We start from the raw sequence: 22342 nt of genomic DNA on the forward strand, positions 1-22342 counted from the left end.
GTACGACAAGGCGAAGCAACGCTGCACGGAAACTTTTGCCTGACTACTTAATCTGTTGCTGCCAACGATTGATGCGCTGGCCGCACAGTTTATTTGGTTTCAGGCAAAACTTGCCGCACTTCTCGCGTCACGCCCGAAGGGCCCGGAAAAGGTAAAAATAAGCTGCGGATCAACCAAGGCACGGCCGGATCGAGCACGTCATTGAGGCTACGATTTCTGGCTCGTCCTTCATACAACTTGGCAAAATCGCCAGCAGCCAAGGCTTTACGATCCAAAATATCGACAAACACTTCGCGAGTGAATAGCGTTTCATTGATGGTTTGCGAGCCGATAATCCCCGTTTCTGGGTAATAGCGCGGAATAAAGGCAATACCGCCACCGGTATTGATGCGCTGATAACTCACTGAGTAACCAATCGTGCCCCAAATCGGCTGCTGGTAAGATGCATTTTTGCCGTCGTCAATTTGATAATCGAGCTGCACCAACCAATCAGCTAGCTTAGGATCGGTTTGCTGCACCAAGCCTTGGCGGCGTAATTCAGTCGCCAATAGGTTTTCAAAGTCATAGCGCGCCAAGCTTTGGTCATCGGCTTTGGGGCGATCAATGGCAAATACTTTACCGGCCATTGATGCAGGTAAATCATGGCGAACAGAGACTTGTGAAACAAAAGTATTGGCACAACCGGCCAGTAACATCAGGCCAACCACAGCACTCCATCCGCGTAATTTCATACTTTGATACTCCCCGCAATTTGTGGTGTATTCACCACCACATCAGCACACTGCGCCCGGTGGCGTAAGGCATGATCAATCAGCACCAAGGCCATCATCGCCTCGGCAATTGGCGTAGCACGAATGCCGACACAAGGGTCATGACGGCCGGTTGTGGCCATCATCACTGGATTGCCGTCTTTATCAATCGAGCGCCGCTCTTGTGCAATACTTGAGGTGGGTTTAACCGCCAAGTTGACAGTAATCGCTTGCCCTGTAGAGATACCCCCCAAGATACCGCCAGCATGATTACTAGCAAAACCTTGTGGTGTTAACTCATCACAATGCTCAGAACCGCGCTGAGCGATGCTGGCAAAACCCGCGCCAATCTCAACACCTTTAACGGCATTGATATTCATCATCGCAAAAGCAATATCGGCATCGAGTCGATCATAAACCGGTTCACCCCAACCAACGGGGACGTTTTCGGCGACAACCGAAATTTGTGCGCCAACCGAATCGCGCTCTTTGCGAATCGCATCCATATAGTCTTCAAGTTCCGGAACAATGGCATTATTGGGTGCAAAAAATGCATTTTCAGCCACCTGATCCCAGCTAACAAATGGAATGTCAATTTCACCGAGCTTACTCATATAGCCGCGAATTTCAACACCATAGCGCTCTTTGAGCCATTTTTTAGCAATGGCGCCCGCTGCAACGCGCACCGCGGTTTCGCGCGCTGAAGAGCGGCCACCACCACGTGGATCGCGAATGCCATATTTATGCCAATAGGTGTAATCAGCATGGCCCGGACGGAAAGTTTCAACAATTTTGCCGTAATCTTGACTGCGCTGATCTTGGTTGCGAATCAATAAGGCAATTGGCGTACCCGTGGTTTTACCCTCATACACCCCCGACAAAATCTCGACCGTATCGGGCTCTTTGCGCTGCGTAACGTGACGGCTGGTGCCCGGCTTACGACGATCCAGTTCCAACTGAATATCCGCCTCAGACAGCGCCATTCCTGGTGGGCAGCCATCAACAATGCAGCCAATCCCTGCGCCGTGGCTTTCACCAAACGACGTTACGGTAAACAATAAACCAATAGAATTGCCTGACATTGCCCGCCCCTAACTCAAAATGAATTTATTGCTGCAATTTTACCACGCGCATGCCGGATTGCCGTTGACTCTGCATACGGAAGTTTTATTCAGGCTAAAAAAAACCGCCCAAACACTGTTTGAGCGGCTCAAGTTCAAGCGGTAAAACTTTAAATTCAATTAAAAATCAGTACGTACGCCCACTGAGAACAAATCAGCGCTTTGGCCATTGTTTAATACATAGCCTGATTCAGTGGTGAAATTAGCGTTTTTATCGTTATTCACTTTAGTATATGTTGCATAAACTTTGCTGCGTTTTGATAAATTATACGAAGCCGCAACCGAAACTTGATCAGCGCCAGAATCATTTAATGTTTCTACATCACCAGCTTGTACATACGATAGCAAGAAATTTAATTTCTCATATTTATACGAACCGGCAATGGCATAACTATCTTGAGTGCGTGATTGCTTGCCATCATCACGATCTACTTGTTCCCAAGTTAAACCTAGACCGAAATCCATATATTTAACATTACCGCCAACCATAAAGCCGCTAATGCTTGAACCATTCGCAGTGCCAACTGGGGTAATTTTTGATGAGGTATAGCTAGATGTTTGATCTTTGCCCATTGAATATGAGGCACCGACGTTAAACATATCATTTTTCCAATAGCCACCGATTTGATATGTTGATGCATCGTAAGTCGCTGTTTTTTCGCCAATGGTATACGACGCATTCGCATTAAAACCGCTAAAATTAGGTGTTTCGTAATAAATAACCGAGCCTGAACGAGCGCCTAAACGACGCAACAATTGGCCATCGCCCAAATAACCTGATGTATCATTCATTTCGCCTTCAATTGTTGGCGCAATGTTTTTGTATAAGTTTTTATAGGCATTATCCATTTTACCAAAGCGGGCAAAACCGTAATCACCTTTATAGCCGATATAGGTATCACGTGAGCCCCATACTGAACCAGCTTCTTTATTGTATGGATCGCCAACGCGGAAACGGCTTTCTAAAACCCAAACCAAATCACCACCGATATCTAATTTATCGACACCAGAAAAACGGATACGTGAACTTTGATCAGCTAATTGGGTTTTATTACCGCCATCATTTTTAGAACCGGCTTTAACACCAACTTGATCCGGGCTAAGATATTCCATCGCAGTACGAACACTACCGCTAATGGTCACTTCAGCAGAAGCTAATGGTGCTAACAAAGCAGCAGCAATAGAAAGGGCAATAATTTTGCTCATATCGATTTAACTCTTATAAAAGGGATATTAAAATAAGTAAAAAATTGTTTTAACTCGTCAATGTAATTCTAGTGATGAGTTTAATTTTTTATATCTAAATATTAGCAGCTTCAAGTTACCAATATATGACAAACCGATAAAAGTACCCCTAAATCAGCCTCTCGTGTTGCAAGCTTTCCACTTCGAGTAAACCCTAGGTTTAAATCAATTCATTTTTATTCAATCGTACTGTATTCATTTTAAACTCTAGTTTCGACAATCGACCCAATAATAACTTGCTACTTATCACGATAGCGTGGTTTGCATTAACCCATGGCCAATTGCAGCGACTATAGGCAATACTTTCATGAGCAAGCCCACGCTTACAATTTGTGCTAACTCATCAGCTCATTTCATAATGAATACACTGTAACTTAATTCAATTAAATAAAAAAAGGCAGCCTAAGCTGCCTTTCTTTTATCTATCGATGATTAAATCAATCGATTAGAAGCCTGTCCAAGTACCAACAAGAACGCGCAATGTGTCGTCAGTTTTGTAGCCAGCAGAGCCGTCAACTTTGAAAGCTTGAGTGTCTTTGCCGTACATGTGGTAACGAGCTTGCAAGAATGCGCCAGTGTTTTTGCTCAAGCTGTAATCCCATTGACCTGAAATTTGCTGAACGCTGTTGTCAAGGTCTTTACCGTTGTATTTACCATCCAACACTTCTTGCCAGCCCAAGCTGAAGGCATTTTTGCCTGCAGAGTAAGTACCGCCAACCAAGTATTGGTTAACTTCTAGCTTGTTGCCTTCTGCTTTCCAAGTATTGTTTTTGTACAATGCTTTCACAGAGAAGTCGCCGAACGAGCCACGAGCACCAACAAAGTACATGTCAGTAGATGCGCCGTTTACTGCGTCAGTTGCTTGGATTACATCACCAGAACCACCGGCACCGATTGGAGCTTGACCAAAAAGCGCATCGTTATGACGTTGCCATCCAGCATTCACTGCTACTGGACCAAACGCGCCATTAACACCGATGTCATAACCGTTAGTTAATGTATTAGCTGCTTTGCCAGTACCTTTAGAACCAGTGTCAGCACCGATTTTGTATTGAGCAGTGAAGTTAAAGCCGCCGAAATCTGGAGAGAAGTAAGTAATTGCATCTTTCCATTTGTCGTTCACAGCACCGAAGTCAGCGCTCAAGTTGCCTTGTGCTTTAGAACCGTAAGGCCAGTCAAGAGTCAAGTAAGCGTTGGTAAATTGAGTACCGAAACGCAACTCACCCCAGTTACCAGCGTAACCGATCCAAGCTTCACGACCGCCCCAACCGTCATAACGCCAGTCAGTTGCCACTTTTTGAGCTAGGCGCCATTTCAAAGTGTCGCCGTTGTCTAATTTATCTTTACCATCAACGTTAACAACGATGGCGATTTCTTCAGCCAAAGTTGTACCTTGAGCAGCAGCTTGGTTAGTACGTACGAACAGGTCCATTTCAGCAGAACCGTTGATAGACACTTCAGCAAAAGCTGGGGCAGAAACAGCAGCAGCGATAGCTGCAACCATAAGAACGCGCTTGAACATTTATTATTCTCCAAAAGATACGAGAGTTAAGTTAAAACCACCGTAACAGCAGGCTACAACCTGAACAATTGTTGCCACTGCTTTACAGACTCGAGAATACTCACTGTTTATAGGCAAAGCAAAAACATGCCTATGCACTAACACAAACTGTATCTCGGATACAACAAAAAAACGACGCATTGCTGCGCCGTTTTTTGTTTAAAACACTTATAAATCAGTGGTTTGGCTGATTAGAAACCAGTCCAAGTACCTACTAAGATACGTGTTGCATTGTCTTTACCGCTACCAGCTGCACCATCAAGCTGCCAAGAACCGTGCATTACGCTGTGGTTACTTGCATTGTCAAACATGTGGTGACGAACTTGTACAAAGGCAGTCGAGTTTTTAGACAAGCTGTAGTTGTACTGAGCATTGATAACGTTGATACCATCATCAGCTTTAACGCCGTCAGTTTTGCTGTCTTCAACACGTTGGAAGCCCAAGTTCATGTTGTGCTTGCCAGTGGTGTAACCAGCGCGAACCAAGTATTGGTCAACAGTCGTTTTGCCGTTGCCAGTATGGATAGCGTCATTTACATCGCCAGACCATTCATTGCGTTTAGCGCCAGCTGCTAAATCAAAGCCGCTTTCAAACTTGTAGATTGCGCCGATGTTGTAGGCACGAGCTTTGTTGTCGCCAACAATAACATCTGCTTTTTGGTCGTTACTAAATTGACCACTGCGACCCCAGTTACCGCCGCCTGCAAATACAGCAGCTTCAGAAGACATAGTCGCGCTGTTTTTCGATTCAGAGAAACCTGCGTCCATGCGGAAGCCGCCGTTGGCGTAGTTTGCAGTGATTTCGTAAGCGTTAGCATCAGAAGTGCCTGAACCTAAGTCATACTGAGCTTGGAATGCAAAACCGCCAAAGCTTGGTGAGAAGTAGCTGATTGCACGAGCGTATTGCACGTTTTGCGCGCCGAAGTCAGCCCACAAGTTACCCACGCCTTGCGCGCCATATGGCCAGTCTAATTGCAAGTATTGGTTAGAGAATTGGTTACCGAAGCGAGCTTCACCCCAAGTACCTTGGTAGCCGATCCAAGCTTCACGTTGACCGAAAGAGTCATAACGGTAGTCAGTTGCTACTTTTTGCGCGAGACGCCATTTCAATACGTCACCGCTGTCTAATTTGTCTTTACCATCTACGTTAACGATGATCGCGATTTCTTGACCGAAAGCGCCGTCAGTAGAAGAACCATTGCCATTGGCTTGGTTAGTACGGTAGAAGAAGTCCATTTCAGCTGAACCCGAAATAGAAACTTCTGCCATTGCTGGCATTGCGAAGGCAGTTGATACCAAAGCACCAATCAATACACGCTTGAACATATTTTAAACTCCTGTTGAACAGATAATAACCACCCCAAAATGCAAGGTATGCTCGGCATTATCCAGACGCTATCCCTCGTAATCTGTGCAATAAGGTAGCTTTGAACAGTGTAAAACTTCACAACACAGCAACAAAAAATATTGCTGTCATAATATTTGCGTCAACTTAATCCTAAAGTGTGATTTGTTTACGACACCACCGCAGACAAAACAGCAAGTGCTTGACTTAGCAAGTAAATCAGCGGCAAAGCCAGCACAACACCGACACGCAACGATGACAAATTGCGATGCAAAAGAGAACAAATACACAGCAAATAAAAAAAACTGCGTTTAAAAACCGCAAACCGCAAAAAAAACTCAATTGCAAGTAAAAATTCGCCCCTAAACAGCCTAAAAACGCCAACCAGCCCGCGCCACCTAATTCAGTGATACACCCACACACCAACAACAAGCAAAACGCACATTGCACACAAAACCAGTGACTACTGCGTATACACATAAAAAAAGCCAGTCGGCATCACCGACTGGCTTTAACTATCTAAGTGTTTAATCAAAAATTAGACTGCATGACGACTTTACATCAAAGCACTGAGGCATTCGCTCTCAAGTTTAACGTCCTACCATCCAATCTTTGACTGCTACTTATATATACAACGACTTATTTAGTCGCCATAACACGAACCATTTCCAACACTTTGCTTGAATAGCCCCATTCGTTGTCATACCAAGCAACCAATTTAACGAAGGTTTTATCCAAAGCAATACCGGCATCGGCATCAAATGTAGAAGTGCATGCTTCGCCGCGGAAGTCAGTTGAGACCACTTTATCAGTGGTATAACCCAACACGCCCTTCATTGCGCCTTCAGAAGCGGCTTTCATTGCCGCGCAAATTTCTTCGTATGAGGCTTCTTTGTTCAACTCAACCGTCAAGTCAACTACCGACACATCGGAAGTTGGCACACGGAATGCCATACCGGTTAATTTACCTTTGATCTCAGGAATCACCACGCCAACGGCTTTTGCTGCGCCAGTTGATGAAGGAATGATGTTTTCCAAAATACCACGGCCACCGCGCCAATCTTTGTTGGATGGACCATCAACGGTTTTTTGCGTTGCAGTCGCGGCATGCACTGTAGTCATCAAACCACGTTTGATACCGAAGTTGTCGTTTAGGACTTTAGCAATCGGAGCCAAGCAATTGGTGGTGCATGAAGCATTAGAGATAATGGCTTCACCGGCATACGTTGCGTTGTTCACGCCGTAAACAAACATCGGTGTATCGTCTTTACTTGGCGCAGACATGATGACTTTTTTCGCACCAGCGGCTAAATGCTTCTCGCAAGTTTCTTTAGTCAAGAATAGGCCAGTCGCTTCAACAACAACATCAGCGCCAATTTCGCCCCATTTCAATTCTGCAGGATCTTTTACTGCAGTCAGGCGAATTGTTTTGCCATTCACAACCAATTGGCCATCAACAACCGCAACATCACCTTTGAATTTGCCATGCACTGAGTCGTGCTTGAGCATATAAGCTAGGTAGTCTGGCTCAAGCAAATCGTTAATACCAACGATTTCAATATCATTGGCAAAGTCATAAACAGCTGCGCGAAACACCATACGGCCGATGCGGCCAAAACCATTGATACCAACTTTAATAGTCATGAATCATCTCCAGAAAAGAAATCAAATAAATCGGGACGACTAAGCATGCACTATTCAGAATAGGAGTGCCATTGCGCCACGACAAAGACCATGCAAAAAAAACAGATTCACTGCGATACCCGCACAGCGCGCATCGCAATAGCGCAAAAATATAAACCAAGTGCGCTTTATCAGCAGCTAGGCAAAACGCCTAGCTACAATCATTACTCTGGACGCAATGCAGCAGCTTCACGCGCTAGCGCAGTAATGCCAGCCCAATCGCCTTTAGCTACCATATCTTTCGGGGCCAACCAAGAGCCGCCCACACAGCCAACATTTGGCAACGCCAATAATTTAGGCGCTGATTCCAAGCTCACACCGCCAGTTGGGCAGAATAAGATTTGTGGCAATGGACCACCCATGGCTTTGAGCATACCCAAGCTACCCGCTTGCTCAGCAGGGAACAGCTTCATGGCATCAAAGCCTTCTTCAAGCGCAGCAATCGCTTCTGATGGCGTCATTACGCCTGGCAATAATTGAATACCGCAAGCACGAGCCGCCGCGGCCAATTTAGGTGTAAGACCTGGTGTTACCGCAAATACGGCACCGGCGTCTTTTGCCGCTTGGAATTGCTCTGGGCGAACCACGGTACCCACGCCAACAATCGCACCAGGTACGTTATCAACAATCGCTTTCACCGCAGCCAATGCAGCTTCGGTACGCAAAGTCACTTCTAAGACACGGATGCCGCCGTCAACCAAGGCTTTTGCCAAAGGTACTGCGTGTTCCACGTTTTCGATTACGAGCACCGGCATAACCGAGCACGAGCGCATGATGTCACGAATCTGCATTTTTAACTCTTCCGTTTTACGTTATAAAAATAAGCCATCAAAAATAACATAGCTCAAATAAAGCATAGAGTATATCGACCAAAGCCAATCAAATCATGACCTAGATCGACATACCATCAGATATAACCAATAACTACACATACTCACAGCGCTAAGCGCACGATCCTTTACCGTACAGGCAATACGAACCGCTTAATGCGCTAAACCCATGCTAACCGCGCCTTCTTCGGCTCCGGTTGCATTTTGGCGGAAAGTCGCAAATAACTCGCGACCCATGCCGTGTTCATTTTTACTTAGATCAGCGGTAACCACTTCACGTGCAGCCCACTCTGCGGCATCAACTTGCGCTTCAAGCACACCGGTTTCAGCATTGAGTAAAATCATATCGCCAGTGCGCACTTTACCTAAGGCACCACCCGATACCACTTCTGGCGTAATGTGAATTGCAGCAGGCACTTTACCCGACGCGCCCGACATACGGCCATCAGTCACTAGCGCCACTTTGAAACCACGATCTTGCAACACGCCGAGTGGTGGCGTGAGCTTGTGCAGCTCTGGCATCCCATTGGCACGTGGACCTTGGAAGCGCACTACCGCAATGAAATCGCGCTCAAGTTCGCCGCGTTTGAATGCAGCAATGACATCTTCTTGATCGTCAAACACAATGGCTGGCGCATTCACCACGCGGAATTCAGGAGCAACTGCCGAAGTTTTAATCACCGCACGGCCTAAATTACCTTGCAACAATTTAGTGCCGCCATCGGCCTGGAATGGATTGGCGACGGTACTCAGGACCTCGGCATCACCGGCAACCGTTGGCGCATCACGCCACACCACAACACCATTATCCAAGAAAGGCTCTTGGGCGTAATGACGTAAACCAAAGCCAGCGGCAGTCCACACATCGTTATGTAATAAGCCAGCATCGAGCAATTCACGAATCACATAGCCCATGCCACCAGCAGCGTGGAAGTGATTCACATCGGCCGCGCCATTTGGATAGACTTTAGCCAACAACGGAATGATGCTCGATAAATCACTAAAGTCAGACCAATCGATAATGATGCCAGCCGCCCGTGCAATTGCGATCAAGTGAATCGTATGGTTGGTCGAGCCACCAGTAGCCAGCAAACCAATAATGCCGTTGATGACTGTTTTTTCATCAACCACTTTACCGACTGGAATAAATTCATTACCCAGTGAGGTAATTTGCGCTGCGCGCTTGGCAGCTGCCATCGTCAATGCATCACGCAATGGCGTACCTGGATTAGTAAACGCTGCGCCTGGCAAATGCAGACCCATGATTTCCATGAGCATTTGATTGGAGTTGGCCGTACCAAAGAAAGTACAAGTACCCGCACCGTGGTAAGAGCCTTCTTCTGATGCCAACAAGGCATCACGGCCCACTTTACCTTCAGCAAAAAGCTGACGAGTGACGTTTTTTTCTTTATTTGAAATACCGCTGGTCATAGGACCCGCTGGTACAAAAATCGTAGGCAGATGACCAAACTGCAATGCGCCGATCAACAGACCCGGAACGATTTTGTCGCAAACACCAAGACATAAAGTCGCATCAAACATATTGTGCGACAAAGCCACTGCCGTTGACATCGCAATCACATCACGACTAAACAAGGACAATTCCATCCCTGCTTGACCTTGTGTCACGCCATCACACATTGCTGGCACTCCGCCAGCAAACTGCGCCGTTGCGCCAACTTCGTGCGCAGCACGCTTAATCAGTGCTGGAAAAGCTTCAAACGGCTGATGCGCTGACAACATTTCATTATACGAAGACACAATCGCCAAATTAGGCTGGCGCATTTCCCGCATCATGATTTTGTCGGTTTCTGGCATTGCAGCCCAAGCATGCGCCTGATTGGTACAGGCTAAACCTTTACGAACCGGCTCTTTACTTGCAGCGAGCTCCATACGTGCTAAATAACGACCACGAGACGCTTTACTGCGTTCAATAACACGTTGTGTTACTTCGACCAGACGAGGATGCAATGTCATACGGAACTCCTGATAGGCTGAGGGATCAGCACTCAGCTAAAATGCTTATGAAATTTGGCGTAGTTTTACTACAATCAGCGCGCTAGAGCAACCCAAAAAGTACGTCAGCCACTCGCGCTGCAATGCAACATTGGTGTTTAGTACCATGGACTTGACGCGCAAAATGGTAAAAATACCTATAAGGAAAAACTTAAAAACTAAATTCGTTTGCACCGTCATTTAGGCATGTAGTAAGATTACAAAGCTTACTTGTTAACCTGTATCATTTAGGTGCATATTAACCCCCCTTATTATCAGGAAGGATTTGCTGCAATGAACCCGATCGACGCTTTCGACATGGTATTTTTTGGCGGCACTGGTGACTTAGCCTTGCGCAAGTTGCTGCCGGCACTTTACCACCAACACCAAGACGGCAACCTTCCAAAAGATGGCCGGATTATTTGCTTAGGCCGCAGCCCTTCAGACACGGCCAGCTACACCGCTAAAGCGCAAAGCAAAGCTAAAGAATTTTTAGGTAGCCACTATAACGAAGCCGATTGGGCTCAGTTCGCGGAACGCATCGAATACTTTAAAGTCGATGCCCATACCCTCAGCGACTTCGAGATTTTAGCTGAAGCACTGAATATTTATCCAAATCGTAGCCGTGTATTCTACCTCTCAACTGCGCCAGATTTCTTTGCTCCGATTGCAAAAAATTTAGCTGCAGTTGGTCTTAACAAAGGTAATTCACGTGTCGTACTTGAGAAGCCACTCGGCCACGACTTAGAATCTTCGAATAAAATCAACGACGAAGTCGGCGAATACTTCCAAGAACAGCAAATTTACCGCATTGACCATTACTTGGGTAAAGAGCCGGTTCTGAATTTAATTGCATTGCGTTTTGCCAACACTTTGCTTGAACCACTGTGGCGCCGCGAATGGATTCGCGACGTGCAAATCACCGTTACTGAACAAGTCGGCGTTGAAACCCGCGCTGATTTTTATGACAAAACCGGTGCACTGCGCGATATGGTGCAAAACCATCTCTTGCAACTGCTCACGATTGTGGCGATGGAGCCGCCAGCATCCATTGATGCTGACGCAGTTCGTGACGAAAAACTCAAAGTATTGCGCGCACTCAAACCACTGACGCCTGAAAACGTTCACAACAAAGTCGTACGCGGTCAGTATCGTGCCGGCGCTGTTGGCGGCAAAGCTGTTCCTGGCTATCAAGATGAGCCTGGCGTTCCGGCTGGTTCGAAAGCAGAAACCTTTGTGGCGTTAAAAGCCGAGATCGAAACTTGGCGCTGGGCTGGCGTGCCGTTCTTCTTGCGTACTGGTAAACGTTTGCAAGAACGTCTAGCTGAAATCGTGATTAATTTCCGTGCCGCGCCGACGTCGATTTTTGGCAAAAACATGCAAGCGAACCGCATGGTGATTCAATTACAACCGGATGAATCCGTTCGTCTCTACTTGTTGGCCAAAGAACCAGGTCGTGAACGTTTGCGCGAAGTGTATTTGGACTTGGATTTCAAAGAAACTTTCAGCACTCGCAGTCCAGAAGCGTATGAACGTTTGTTGATGGATGTCATCAAAGGCGATCTATCGCTGTTTGTACGTCGTGACGAACAACGTGCCGCATGGCGTTGGGTTGAGCCGATTATCGAGAGCTGGGAAAATAGTTCAGAAGGTCCGAAAACCTATACGGCCGGCACTTGGGGCCCTGCAGCATCTTCTGCCCTGTTATCTCGCGATGGTTTGTGCTGGCACGAAGAATCTTGATCTGCAACAAACCTTAAAGAGTTTCCCTAATTTTTGACTGGATATGTCAAAATTGGGGAAACTCCGTATTGCATTGCACAATTATAAATCTGGAGATCCACGCATGACGTTGCAATGGCATGAGTTCACAAGTAAAGACGAACTCGACCTCAAACTCGCTCAATCCATTGCCCAACAACTCCAAGCGGCGATTACTGAGCGAGGCTCAGCGAGTCTGGCCGTATCAGGTGGCCGCACGCCAGCTGGCATGTTTAAAGCATTGCGAACCAGTGCGATTGATTGGTCAAAAGTGATCATCACCTTGGTTGATGAACGCTGGGTGCCGATCGATCACGCCGATAGCAATGAACGCCTGACCCGCGAAAATCTATTGCAAGACAATGCGGCAGCAGCGCAGTTTATTTCTATGGTCAACGATGCCGCAACGCCACATGCAGGTCTAGCAGGTATTGAAGCGCAGCTTAAACAAATCAAAGCCCCTATTGATATACTGATCTTAGGTATGGGTGATGACGGTCATACTGCGTCTTTATTCCCCAATGCCGCAGAGCTCGAAGCAGCCTGTGCATCCACAGACTGGGTCGCGGCAGTCACGCCGCCGGTTGCACCGCATTCGCGTATCACCCTCACTTTGCCAACGATTGCGAAAGCACGCAATCTCTACGTCCATATCACCGGTGAAGGCAAAAAAGAATTATTGCAACACGCCATGCAAGAACAAAAATCACTAACCGAGCAATATCCAATTCGCCGTGTGCTCGATCAAAGCGAGCAGCCTGCTCAGGTTTATTGGACCGCTTAAGTGAACCGCTTTTCCTTTAACTTTTTTCTATCAACGCCAAAGCAGTCATCCTGCTTGGCGTTATTGCGTTTGATTGAGGGCGCTAAATAATGCTCGAACGAATCAAAGCAGTACTCGATACTTTATCTAAATCCGAACGTAAAGTAGCCGATTTAGTGCTGGCGCAACCCAATTTAGTCGCCAATGCGCCGATTGCACAAATTGCCGATCTGGCCGCCGTTTCTCAGCCTACCGTGATTCGCTTTTGCCGTTCACTCAATTGCTCAGGATTGCAAGATTTCAAACTACGCCTCACGCGCAGCTTGGTTTCTGGCGTGCCTTATGTGCATTCGATGGTCTCAGCGGATGACTCGGCGCATGACTTGGCAAAAAAATTATTCGACAATAATATTTCTCATCTACTGCGTTGTCGGAATGAACTCGATACCGATGTATTAGAAAAAGCCATCAAGATCTTATCTAACACCCCAAAAATTGAAGTTTGGGGCCAAGGCCAGTCGGGCGCGGTAGCGATTGATGCGCAAAATAAATTCTTCCGCCTTGGCGTGCCAACGGTTGCGTATACCGACCCCCATATGCATGGCATGAGCGCATCGATGCTCAAACCGGGTGACGCGGTAATTGCGGTATCCAATTCGGGCCGCACTTTAGATATGCTGCGCTCGGTCGAAATTGCGCGTGATTCTGGCGCCGATGTGATCGGCATTACCCATTCCAAATCGCCGATGGCCAAGCGCTGCAATATTTGTCTGTTTGCCGACACGATGGAAGATCCAGACCTTTACACGCCAATGATTACCCGCATCGTGCATTTGGTCATCATCGACGTATTGGCCGTGGGTGTTGCACTCAAACGTGGCCCTGAGCTGATCGATCAGCTCGAGAAAATGAAACGCAATATGAAAGAAAAACGAGTTCGTGGACATGAGCACTAAAAAAATTCGCCCTCACACGACAATACCTGCAAGCGATCAACAAGGAACGATCCCGATGTCTAACCTAACCTCTTCTCCTGCTTGGCTGGCACTTGCTGAGCACTTTAAAGAAGTGTCACCGATGCATATGCGCGATTTATTTAATAATGATCCGCATCGATTTGAAAGGTTTTCGCTTGAATCGGGTGGTCTATTTTTTGATTATTCAAAAAATAGAATTACCGAAAAAACCATGGCCTTACTCATGGACTTAGCGCGTCAATCGGGCTTGGTAGATCGCGTTGAAAAAATGTTTTCTGGTGAAAAAATCAACACCACCGAAAATCGTGCCGTACTCCATACCGCATTACGTAATTTAGACCGCACGCCGATCATGGTCGACGGCGAAGACGTGATGCCTAAAGTGAATGCCGTGAAAGAACAAATCGGCGTGTTTTCCGACAAAGTTCGCTCAGGTGAATGGCAAGGTTACACCGGCAAACCGATTACTGACATTGTGAACATCGGCATTGGTGGCTCTGATTTAGGCCCGCTGATGGTCTGCCAAGCACTCAAAGAATACGGTCACGCACGTTTAACAATGCACTTTGTTTCAACTGTAGATGGCGACCAAATTGTTTCAACGCTCAAGCAGCTCGACCCTGAAACCACGTTATTTATTGTTGCGTCAAAAACCTTTACCACCCAAGAAACCATTACCAATGCGCGCACTGCCCGCAAATGGTTCTTGTCGAGCGCACTCGAAGAAAAACACATTGCTAAACACTTTGTTGCCGTTTCGACCAATAGCAAAGCCGTGGCTGAGTTTGGTATCGACATCAACAATATGTTTGAATTCTGGGATTGGGTTGGTGGTCGTTACAGCCTGTGGTCGGCGATTGGCCTGCCGATTGCGATCTTCTTAGGTAAACATAACTACCAAGATTTGCTGCATGGCGCATACACCATGGACCAACACTTCCGTGGCAAACCACTCGAGCAAAATCTACCGGTCATTATGGGGATGCTTGGCATTTGGTATGCCAACTTCTTTGATGCCACTACGTATTTGATTTCGCCATACAACCAATGCTTGTCGCGCTTTCCAGCCTACTTGCAACAATTGGATATGGAATCAAACGGCAAATCGATTGACCTTGATGGCAATCGCGTTGATTACGCCACCGGCCCTGTGGTTTGGGGTGATGCGGGTATTAACGGCCAGCACGCATATTATCAAATGCTGCATCAAGGTACCCAGCTACTGCCTATCGATTTTATTGCGACCATTGAGCATCCGGACATTCCAGAGCCACACAGCACCATTTTGATGGCCAATGTGTTTGCCCAAACCGAAGCCTTTATGCGCGGTAAAAACGAAGCCGAAGTGCGAGCCGAACTCGACAAAGCTGGTATTACTGGTGAAGCCCAAGAAAAACTCGTGCCACACAAGATTTTCAAAGGCAATCGCCCGACCAATACCATCTTGATGCAACGCCTGACCCCGCGCCGCTTAGGCGCATTGATTGCCCTGTACGAACATAAAGTATTTGTGCAAGGCACGGTATGGAATGTCAATTCCTACGATCAATGGGGCGTTGAGCTCGGCAAACAATTGGCCAAGGCGATCGAGGCCGATCTAACTACCCCAGGTCTGACACATTCGCATGATGCATCGACCAATGGTTTAATCAATTACTACAAGCGGAACACCCCGCGCTAACCCAAAAGGGCGACTACTCGTCGCCTGTTTACAAACAATATCCGAACCGATCATCGGATGTGTACCACAACACCACTCACAAGGTAGATACAAATGGCAGAGCAACTCAATGACCATGATCCACAAGAAACTAAAGAATGGCGCGATGCTTTAGCAAGCGTGATTGAAACTGAGGGCGCTGAGCGTGCTCATTTCTTAGTGGAACAATTGGTCGATCACGCCCGTCAAGACGGTGTCAATATTCCATACACCGCGACCACCGCTTATATCAATACCATTCCAGCGCATTTACAAGCCAAACATCCAGGCAACGCGCATCTTGAAGAGCGTATTTTGTCGTACACCCGCTGGAATGCGGCGGCAATGGTGGTTAAAGCCAATCGTTTTGATGGTGATTTAGGTGGCCACGTTTCATCGTTTGCCTCTGCTGCTACTTTGTATGATGTGGGCTGGAATCACTTCTGGCACGCCGCAGACGAAAACCACGGTGGTGACTTGGTTTACGTCCAAGGTCATTCAGCACCTGGCGTTTACGCACGTGCTTTCCTTGAAGGCCGTATTTCTGAAGAACAACTGAATAAATTCCGTCAAGAAGTCGACGGTGGCGGTTTGTCGTCTTACCCACATCCTTGGTTGATGCCTGATTTCTGGCAATTCCCAACCGTATCAATGGGTCTAGGTCCATTGATGGCGATCTACCAAGCGCGCTTTATGAAATACCTCGATGATCGCGGCTTCACGCAAAAAGGCGATCGTCACGTATGGTGCTTCTGCGGTGATGGTGAAATGGATGAGCCAGAATCACTCGGCGCGATTTCACTCGCAGGTCGTGAGCACCTCGACAATCTGATTTTTGTGATTAACTGCAACTTGCAACGTCTTGACGGCCCAGTTCGCGGTAATGGCAAAATCATCCAAGAACTCGAAGGCGACTTCCGTGGTTCTGGCTGGAATGTGATTAAAGTCGTTTGGGGCACAGGCTGGGATGCGTTGTTGGCACAAGACAAAAAAGGCTTGTTGCAAAAACGCATGATGGAAGTCGTTGACGGCGAATATCAAACCTACAAATCAAAAGATGGCGCTTATGTTCGTGCGCATTTCTTTGGTGCTTACCCAGAGTTGCTCGATCTGGTTTCTAGCATGTCGGATGACGACATCTGGCGCCTGACTCGCGGTGGTAATGATCTGTACAAAGTGTACGCAGGCTATAAAGCGGCCGTACAACACAAAGGTCAACCAACCCTATTGCTGGTTAAAACAGTAAAAGGTTTTGGTCTAGGTACCGCTGGCGAATCACAAAACGTAGCTCACAACACGAAAAAATTAGCCAATGACGATTTATTGAACCTGCGTGATCGCTTCAATATTCCATTGACTGATGAACAAGCGGCATCATGCACGTTCTACATGCCACCGGCCGATTCTCCAGAATTGAAATACATGCACGAGCGTCGCACTGCTTTAGGCGGCTTCTTGCCAAGCCGTAAGCCAGTTGACGAACCACTTGAAGTGCCAGGTTTAGATCTATTCAAAGGTCTACTTGAGTCTTCTGGTGATCGTGAAATGTCGACCACCATGGCTTTCGTGCGTATTTTGACTGCCTTGGCCAAAGACAAGAAAATCGGTAATCGCGTTGTGCCTATCGTTCCGGATGAATCACGTACTTTTGGTATGGAAGGTTTGTTCCGTCAACTCGGTATTTGGTCACACGTGGGCCAATTGTACGAGCCACAAGATGCTGACCAATTGATGTTCTACAAAGAGTCAAAAACCGGTCAAATCTTGCAAGAAGGGATTAACGAAGCTGGCGCGATGTCTGACTGGATCGCCGCATCAACTTCTTACGCCAACCACGGCGTAACCATGATTCCGTTCTACATCTACTACTCAATGTTTGGTTTCCAACGTATCGGTGACTTGGCTTGGGCAGCTGGCGACTTGCGCGCACGCGGCTTCTTGATTGGCGGTACTGCGGGTCGTACCACATTGAATGGCGAAGGCTTGCAGCATCAAGACGGCCACGGTCACTTGTTTGCTGAATTCATCCCAAGCTGCGTATCGTACGATCCAACGTTTGCCTATGAATTGGCTGTGATTGTACAAGACGGTATGCGCCGTATGTACCAAGACCAAGAGAACATCTATTACTACCTGTCAGTAATGAACGAAAACTACACCCAGCCGGCCATGCCAGCAGGTAGCGAGGCCGGCATTCTGAAGGGCATGTATATGTTCCAAGAAGGCCCGAAAGACGCCAAGCTCAAAGTGCAATTGATGGGTTCAGGCACAATCTTCCGTGAAGTGATCCAAGCTGCAGCATTACTTAAAGCTGATTTCGGTATCGAATCTGATATCTGGGCATGCCCAAGCTTTAACGAATTGCGCCGCAATGGTATGGCTGCTGAGCGTCACAATATGCTCAACCCAATGGGTGAACAAGCGGTGCCATACGTGACCGAATGCTTAACTGGTCGTCAAGGTCCTGTGATCGCTGCAACCGATTACAAACGCGCCTTTGCCGATCAAGTTCGCGAATATGTACCAGGTCGTTACGTGGTACTTGGCTGCGATGGTTTTGGCCGTTCTGACTCACGCAAACAATTGCGTAAGTTCTTTGAAGTCGACAGCTTCTACGTTGCGGTTGCCGCAATTAAAGCTTTGGCTGACGAAGGCAAGATCGGTAAAGAGAAGGTACTTGAAGCCATGGAAAAATATGGCATCAACCCAGCGAAACCAGCCCCTTGGACAGTGTAATCGAGTGAGTCGTTCTTGTTGGGTATAGCCCCAAGAATCAAGAACGATCAGAGGGCGAGGCCTATACCTCGCCCCTAACTCTCACCCACACAGGATTTGATGATGAGCAATTTAATTGAAGTAAAAATTCCAGACATCGGCGGGCATGCTGGTGTTGATGTGATCGAAGTCTTCGTCAAAGTTGGCGACACGATCGAAAAAGAACAATCTTTAATCGCACTTGAAACCGATAAAGCGACGATGGAAGTGCCATCAACGCACGCGGGTGTTATTAAAGAAATGAAAATCAAAGTCGGCGATAAAGCCTCTGAAGGCGACGTGGTATTGTTGCTCGAAGTCAGCGAAGCGGCGCCTGCGCCTGCAGCCGCTGCTGCGCCGGTTGCTGCCGTTGCTGCTGCGCCAGCCGCGGCTGCACCTGCGACTAGCGCGGGTGTCGTTGAAGTCAAAGTACCCGATATCGGCGGCCATGCTGGCGTTGACGTGATTGAAGTTTTCGTTAAAGTTGGCGATGTCATCGAAAAAGAGCAATCGCTAATCGCGCTTGAAACAGATAAAGCCACCATGGAAGTGCCATCAACGCACGCCGGCGTGGTGAAAGAAATCAAAATCCAAGTCGGCAGCAAAGCATCTGAAGGCGATGTAATTTTATTGCTTGAAGTCGCCGCAACCGCGAGCGCACCCGCAGCCACAGTTGCCGTCGCAGCCCCTGTCGCAGCGCCAGCACCCGTTGCTGCAGCCCCTGCTGCCGTAGTGACTGCGGCACCAGCTGCAAGCACCGCTGTAAATGAAGTGACTTTTGGTAAAGCGCATGCGTCACCATCAGTGCGTAAATTCGCCCGTGAACTCGGTGTTGATTTAGGCAAAATCACCGGCAAAGGCCCGAAAGGCCGTATTTTGCATGAAGACGTGCAAAGCTTCGTTAAATCAGTCATGACCAGTGCAGTCGCTTCATCGCTGGCGGCACCAGCTGCTGGCTCAGGCATTGGTTTGGAATTGCTGCCTTGGCCAAAAGTGGACTTCGCCAAGTTCGGCCCGATCGAAAGCAAGCCATTGTCAAAAATCAAAAAGATTTCTGGCGCCAACTTGCATCGCAACTGGGTCGTGATCCCGCACGTTACGTTTAACGACGAGTGCGATATCACCGAATTGGAAGACTTCCGCAAAACCATCGGTAAAGAATGGGAAAAAAGTGGCCTGAAACTCTCGCCGCTGGCTTTCATTATCAAAGCCGCTGCTGAAGCACTCAAAGCCTTCCCAGAAATGAATTCATCACTCGATGGCGATAATTTAATTCTGAAGCAGTATTACAACATCGGCTTTGCAGCTGATACGCCAAATGGCTTGGTCGTACCGGTCATCAAAAACGTCGACCAAAAAGGCTTGAAACAAATCACTAAAGAATTGAGTGAATTGTCAGCTTTAGCGCGTGATGGCAAGCTCAAACCGACCGATATGCAAGGCGCGACATTCACTATCTCTAGTCTCGGCGGCATCGGTGGCACCAGCTTTACCCCAATCGTGAATGCACCTGAAGTGGCGATCTTGGGCGTATGCAAATCGCAAATCAAGCCAATTTGGAATGGTAAAGAATTTGCGCCACGCCTAATGTGCCCATTGTCGTTGTCATTCGATCACCGCGTAATCGACGGCGCGCAAGCCGGCCGTTTCACTGTGTTCTTGGGTAAATTGTTGTCGGATGTGCGTCGACTGGTGCTGTAAGCAGCTCCGTAGGGTGGGTTAGCCCTTGGGCGTAACCCACCATTATATCCAGTCGGTGGGTTACGGCTTTGCCTAACCCACCCTACAGGGCGATCCCATACAGGATTTTAAAATGAGCAATACGATTGAATTAAAAGTACCCGATATCGGCGGCCATGCTGGTGTTGATGTGATTGAAGTGTTTGTTAAAGTCGGCGATACCGTTGCCGTAGAAGACAGCTTGATCGCACTCGAAACCGACAAAGCAACGATGGAAGTACCGTCAACGCACGCGGGTGTCATCAAAGAAATGCGCTTGACTGCAGGCAGCAAAGCTTCAGAAGGCGACGTGATCGCCATCTTGGAAGTTGCTGCAAGTGCGGCGGCACCAGCGCCAGCTGCAACTGCGCCGGCTCAAACTTCGGCCCCCGTATCGGCCCCTACACCAACAGCGGCACCGATTGCAGGTCAATACACCGGTAATGTCGATATTGAATGCGATATGCTGGTCGTTGGCGCTGGCCCTGGCGGCTATTCAGCGGCATTCCGTGCCGCTGATTTGGGCATGAAAACTGTCATCGTTGAGCGTTATGCCACGCTCGGTGGTGTGTGCTTGAATGTTGGTTGCATTCCATCGAAAGCCTTGCTGCACAATGCAGCGGTCATCGATGAAGTGTCGCACATGGCCAAAAACGGGATTAAATTCGGCGCGCCCGAAGTCGATATCGATGCCCTACGCGGCTACAAAGAGCAAGTGATTAACAAGCTCACTGGCGGCCTCGCTGGCATGGCAAAAATGCGTAAAGTTGAACAAGTACGCGGTATTGGTACTTTCCTTGACGCCAATCACATGGAAGTTCAAGTCACTAGCGGCACCGGTAAAGATTTAAGCGGCGAGAAAAAAGTCGTTAAATTTAAGCAAGCCGTGATTGCAGCGGGTTCGCAAGCGGTGAAACTACCATTTATCCCGAATGATCCACGCATTGTTGATTCAACTGGCGCGTTGGAGCTCAAATCAGTACCAAAACGCATGCTGATTATCGGCGGCGGGATTATTGGTTTGGAAATGGGTACCGTGTATTCAACCCTAGGCGCGCGTTTAGACGTGGTTGAATTGTCTGATGGCTTGATGCAAGGCGCAGACCGTGACCTCGTTAAAGTATGGCAAGACTGGAATGCGCATCGCTTTGACAATATCATGCTCAGCTCAAAAACCACGTCGATTGTGCCAAAAGAAGACGGTGTTTGGGTGACGTTTGAAGGCCCGAAAGCCCCAAGCGAAGCGCAATGCTATGACTTGGTACTGTACTCAACCGGTCGCTCACCGAACGGTAAGAAAGTTGGCGCAGAAAATGCCGGTGTGATGGTCGACGAGCGTGGCTTTATCAACGTTGATAAACAAATGCGTACCAATGTGGCCAATATTTTCGCGATTGGCGATTTAGTTGGTCAACCAATGTTGGCGCATAAAGCGGTCCACGAAGCGCACGTTGCCGCTGAGAACGCCGCCGGTCACAAAGCCTACTTCGACGCACGCGTGATTCCTGGTGTTGCCTATACCGACCCTGAAGTGGCCTGGGTAGGTCTGACCGAAGATCAAGCCAAGAAAGACGGCATCAAAATCACCAAGGGCGTATTCCCATGGGCAGCCTCTGGTCGTGCGATTGCCAACGGCCGCACTGAAGGCTTTACCAAATTGATTTTTGATGCAGAAAACGGCCAAATCCTCGGTGGTGCCATTGTTGGCCCGCACGCTGGCGATATGATTGGTGAAATCTGTCTCGGCATCGAAATGGGCGCAGATGCAGTAGATATCGGCAAAACCATTCACCCTCACCCAACCATGGGCGAATCGATTGGTATGGCTGCCGAAGTGGCAAAAGGTGTTTGTACCGATTTGCCGCCACAGCGCAAAAAATAAATCGCTGTTATGACGCAAAAAAGCCACGATTTTCGTGGCTTTTTTTATACACTCGCATTTAAAACGATGAATGGAGGAATGAGTAATCTTCAATAAAAACAATTATTTGCCGCAATAACACGAGCAAATACATCAATTGCCGCGGTACTCTGGCAAATTTTGCCGTGTTTCAACGTATTTCACGTCAAAAGATGAGTTTCGCCATTCAAATATACGTATTTTCCGCATTGCAACATGGCACGCGTCTTGCAATACTTGA

Annotated in this window: 15 protein-coding genes; 7 read left to right on the plus strand and 8 right to left on the minus strand. The window is 47.8% G+C overall.

What is annotated here, in order from left to right; genetic code table 11:
• Positions 1–89: 89 nt before the first annotated feature.
• The 8 genes from HQN60_RS02640 to edd all read right to left on the minus strand — a co-directional run bounded on the left by HQN60_RS02640 (position 90) and on the right by edd (position 10510).
• Positions 90–731 carry a DUF4136 domain-containing protein gene (locus HQN60_RS02640; protein ID WP_173532223.1) on the minus strand — a complete coding sequence of 214 codons (642 nt, stop codon included), beginning with the start codon at positions 729–731 and terminating at the stop codon, positions 90–92.
• Positions 728–1831, minus strand: coding sequence for a chorismate synthase (aroC, locus tag HQN60_RS02645; RefSeq protein WP_173532224.1), 1104 nt, complete (start codon positions 1829–1831; stop codon positions 728–730). The genes HQN60_RS02640 and aroC overlap by 4 nt, the downstream gene beginning before the upstream one ends.
• 159 nt (positions 1832–1990) lie before the next feature.
• On the minus strand, positions 1991–3076 hold the full coding sequence (locus HQN60_RS02650; RefSeq protein ID WP_173532225.1) for a porin: 1086 nt from the start codon (positions 3074–3076) through the stop codon (positions 1991–1993).
• A gap of 484 nt (positions 3077–3560) precedes the next feature.
• On the minus strand, positions 3561–4637 hold the full coding sequence (locus HQN60_RS02655; protein WP_173532226.1) for a porin: 1077 nt from the start codon (positions 4635–4637) through the stop codon (positions 3561–3563).
• Positions 4638–4867: 230 nt separating this feature from the next.
• Complete coding sequence (locus HQN60_RS02660; protein WP_173532227.1) at positions 4868–6001, minus strand: porin; 1134 nt, start codon at positions 5999–6001, stop codon at positions 4868–4870.
• Positions 6002–6659: 658 nt separating this feature from the next.
• Entirely contained in the window at positions 6660–7664 is a 1005-nt protein-coding gene (gene gap, locus HQN60_RS02665) for a type I glyceraldehyde-3-phosphate dehydrogenase (protein ID WP_173532228.1), read from the minus strand.
• A gap of 203 nt (positions 7665–7867) precedes the next feature.
• On the minus strand, positions 7868–8494 hold the full coding sequence (gene eda, locus HQN60_RS02670; RefSeq protein WP_173532229.1) for a bifunctional 4-hydroxy-2-oxoglutarate aldolase/2-dehydro-3-deoxy-phosphogluconate aldolase: 627 nt from the start codon (positions 8492–8494) through the stop codon (positions 7868–7870).
• 192 nt (positions 8495–8686) lie between these two features.
• A complete protein-coding gene (edd, locus tag HQN60_RS02675; RefSeq protein WP_173532230.1) occupies positions 8687–10510 on the minus strand; it encodes a phosphogluconate dehydratase in 1824 nt (607 codons plus the stop codon).
• Between the two features lie 312 nt (positions 10511–10822).
• On the opposite strand from edd, the gene zwf reads away from it, so the two are divergent.
• The 7 genes from zwf to lpdA all read left to right on the plus strand — a co-directional run bounded on the left by zwf (position 10823) and on the right by lpdA (position 22083).
• On the plus strand, positions 10823–12271 hold the full coding sequence (gene zwf / locus HQN60_RS02680; RefSeq protein ID WP_173532231.1) for a glucose-6-phosphate dehydrogenase: 1449 nt from the start codon (positions 10823–10825) through the stop codon (positions 12269–12271).
• Between the two features lie 103 nt (positions 12272–12374).
• On the plus strand, positions 12375–13073 hold the full coding sequence (gene pgl, locus HQN60_RS02685) for a 6-phosphogluconolactonase (protein ID WP_173532232.1): 699 nt from the start codon (positions 12375–12377) through the stop codon (positions 13071–13073).
• An 89-nt stretch (positions 13074–13162) separates the two neighbouring features.
• Positions 13163–14008 carry a transcriptional regulator HexR gene (gene hexR, locus HQN60_RS02690; RefSeq protein ID WP_173532233.1) on the plus strand — a complete coding sequence of 282 codons (846 nt, stop codon included), beginning with the start codon at positions 13163–13165 and terminating at the stop codon, positions 14006–14008.
• A 55-nt stretch (positions 14009–14063) separates the two neighbouring features.
• A complete protein-coding gene (pgi, locus tag HQN60_RS02695) occupies positions 14064–15710 on the plus strand; it encodes a glucose-6-phosphate isomerase (RefSeq protein WP_173532234.1) in 1647 nt (548 codons plus the stop codon).
• Positions 15711–15803: 93 nt separating this feature from the next.
• A complete protein-coding gene (gene aceE / locus HQN60_RS02700; protein ID WP_173532235.1) occupies positions 15804–18464 on the plus strand; it encodes a pyruvate dehydrogenase (acetyl-transferring), homodimeric type in 2661 nt (886 codons plus the stop codon).
• 102 nt (positions 18465–18566) lie between these two features.
• Positions 18567–20183, plus strand: coding sequence for a dihydrolipoyllysine-residue acetyltransferase (aceF, locus tag HQN60_RS02705; protein WP_173534570.1), 1617 nt, complete (start codon positions 18567–18569; stop codon positions 20181–20183).
• A 112-nt stretch (positions 20184–20295) separates the two neighbouring features.
• On the plus strand, positions 20296–22083 hold the full coding sequence (gene lpdA / locus HQN60_RS02710; protein WP_173532236.1) for a dihydrolipoyl dehydrogenase: 1788 nt from the start codon (positions 20296–20298) through the stop codon (positions 22081–22083).
• The last annotated feature ends 259 nt before the right edge of the window (positions 22084–22342 follow it).

Source organism: Deefgea piscis, assembly GCF_013284055.1.
Lineage (GTDB): Bacteria > Pseudomonadota > Gammaproteobacteria > Burkholderiales > Chitinibacteraceae > Deefgea > Deefgea piscis.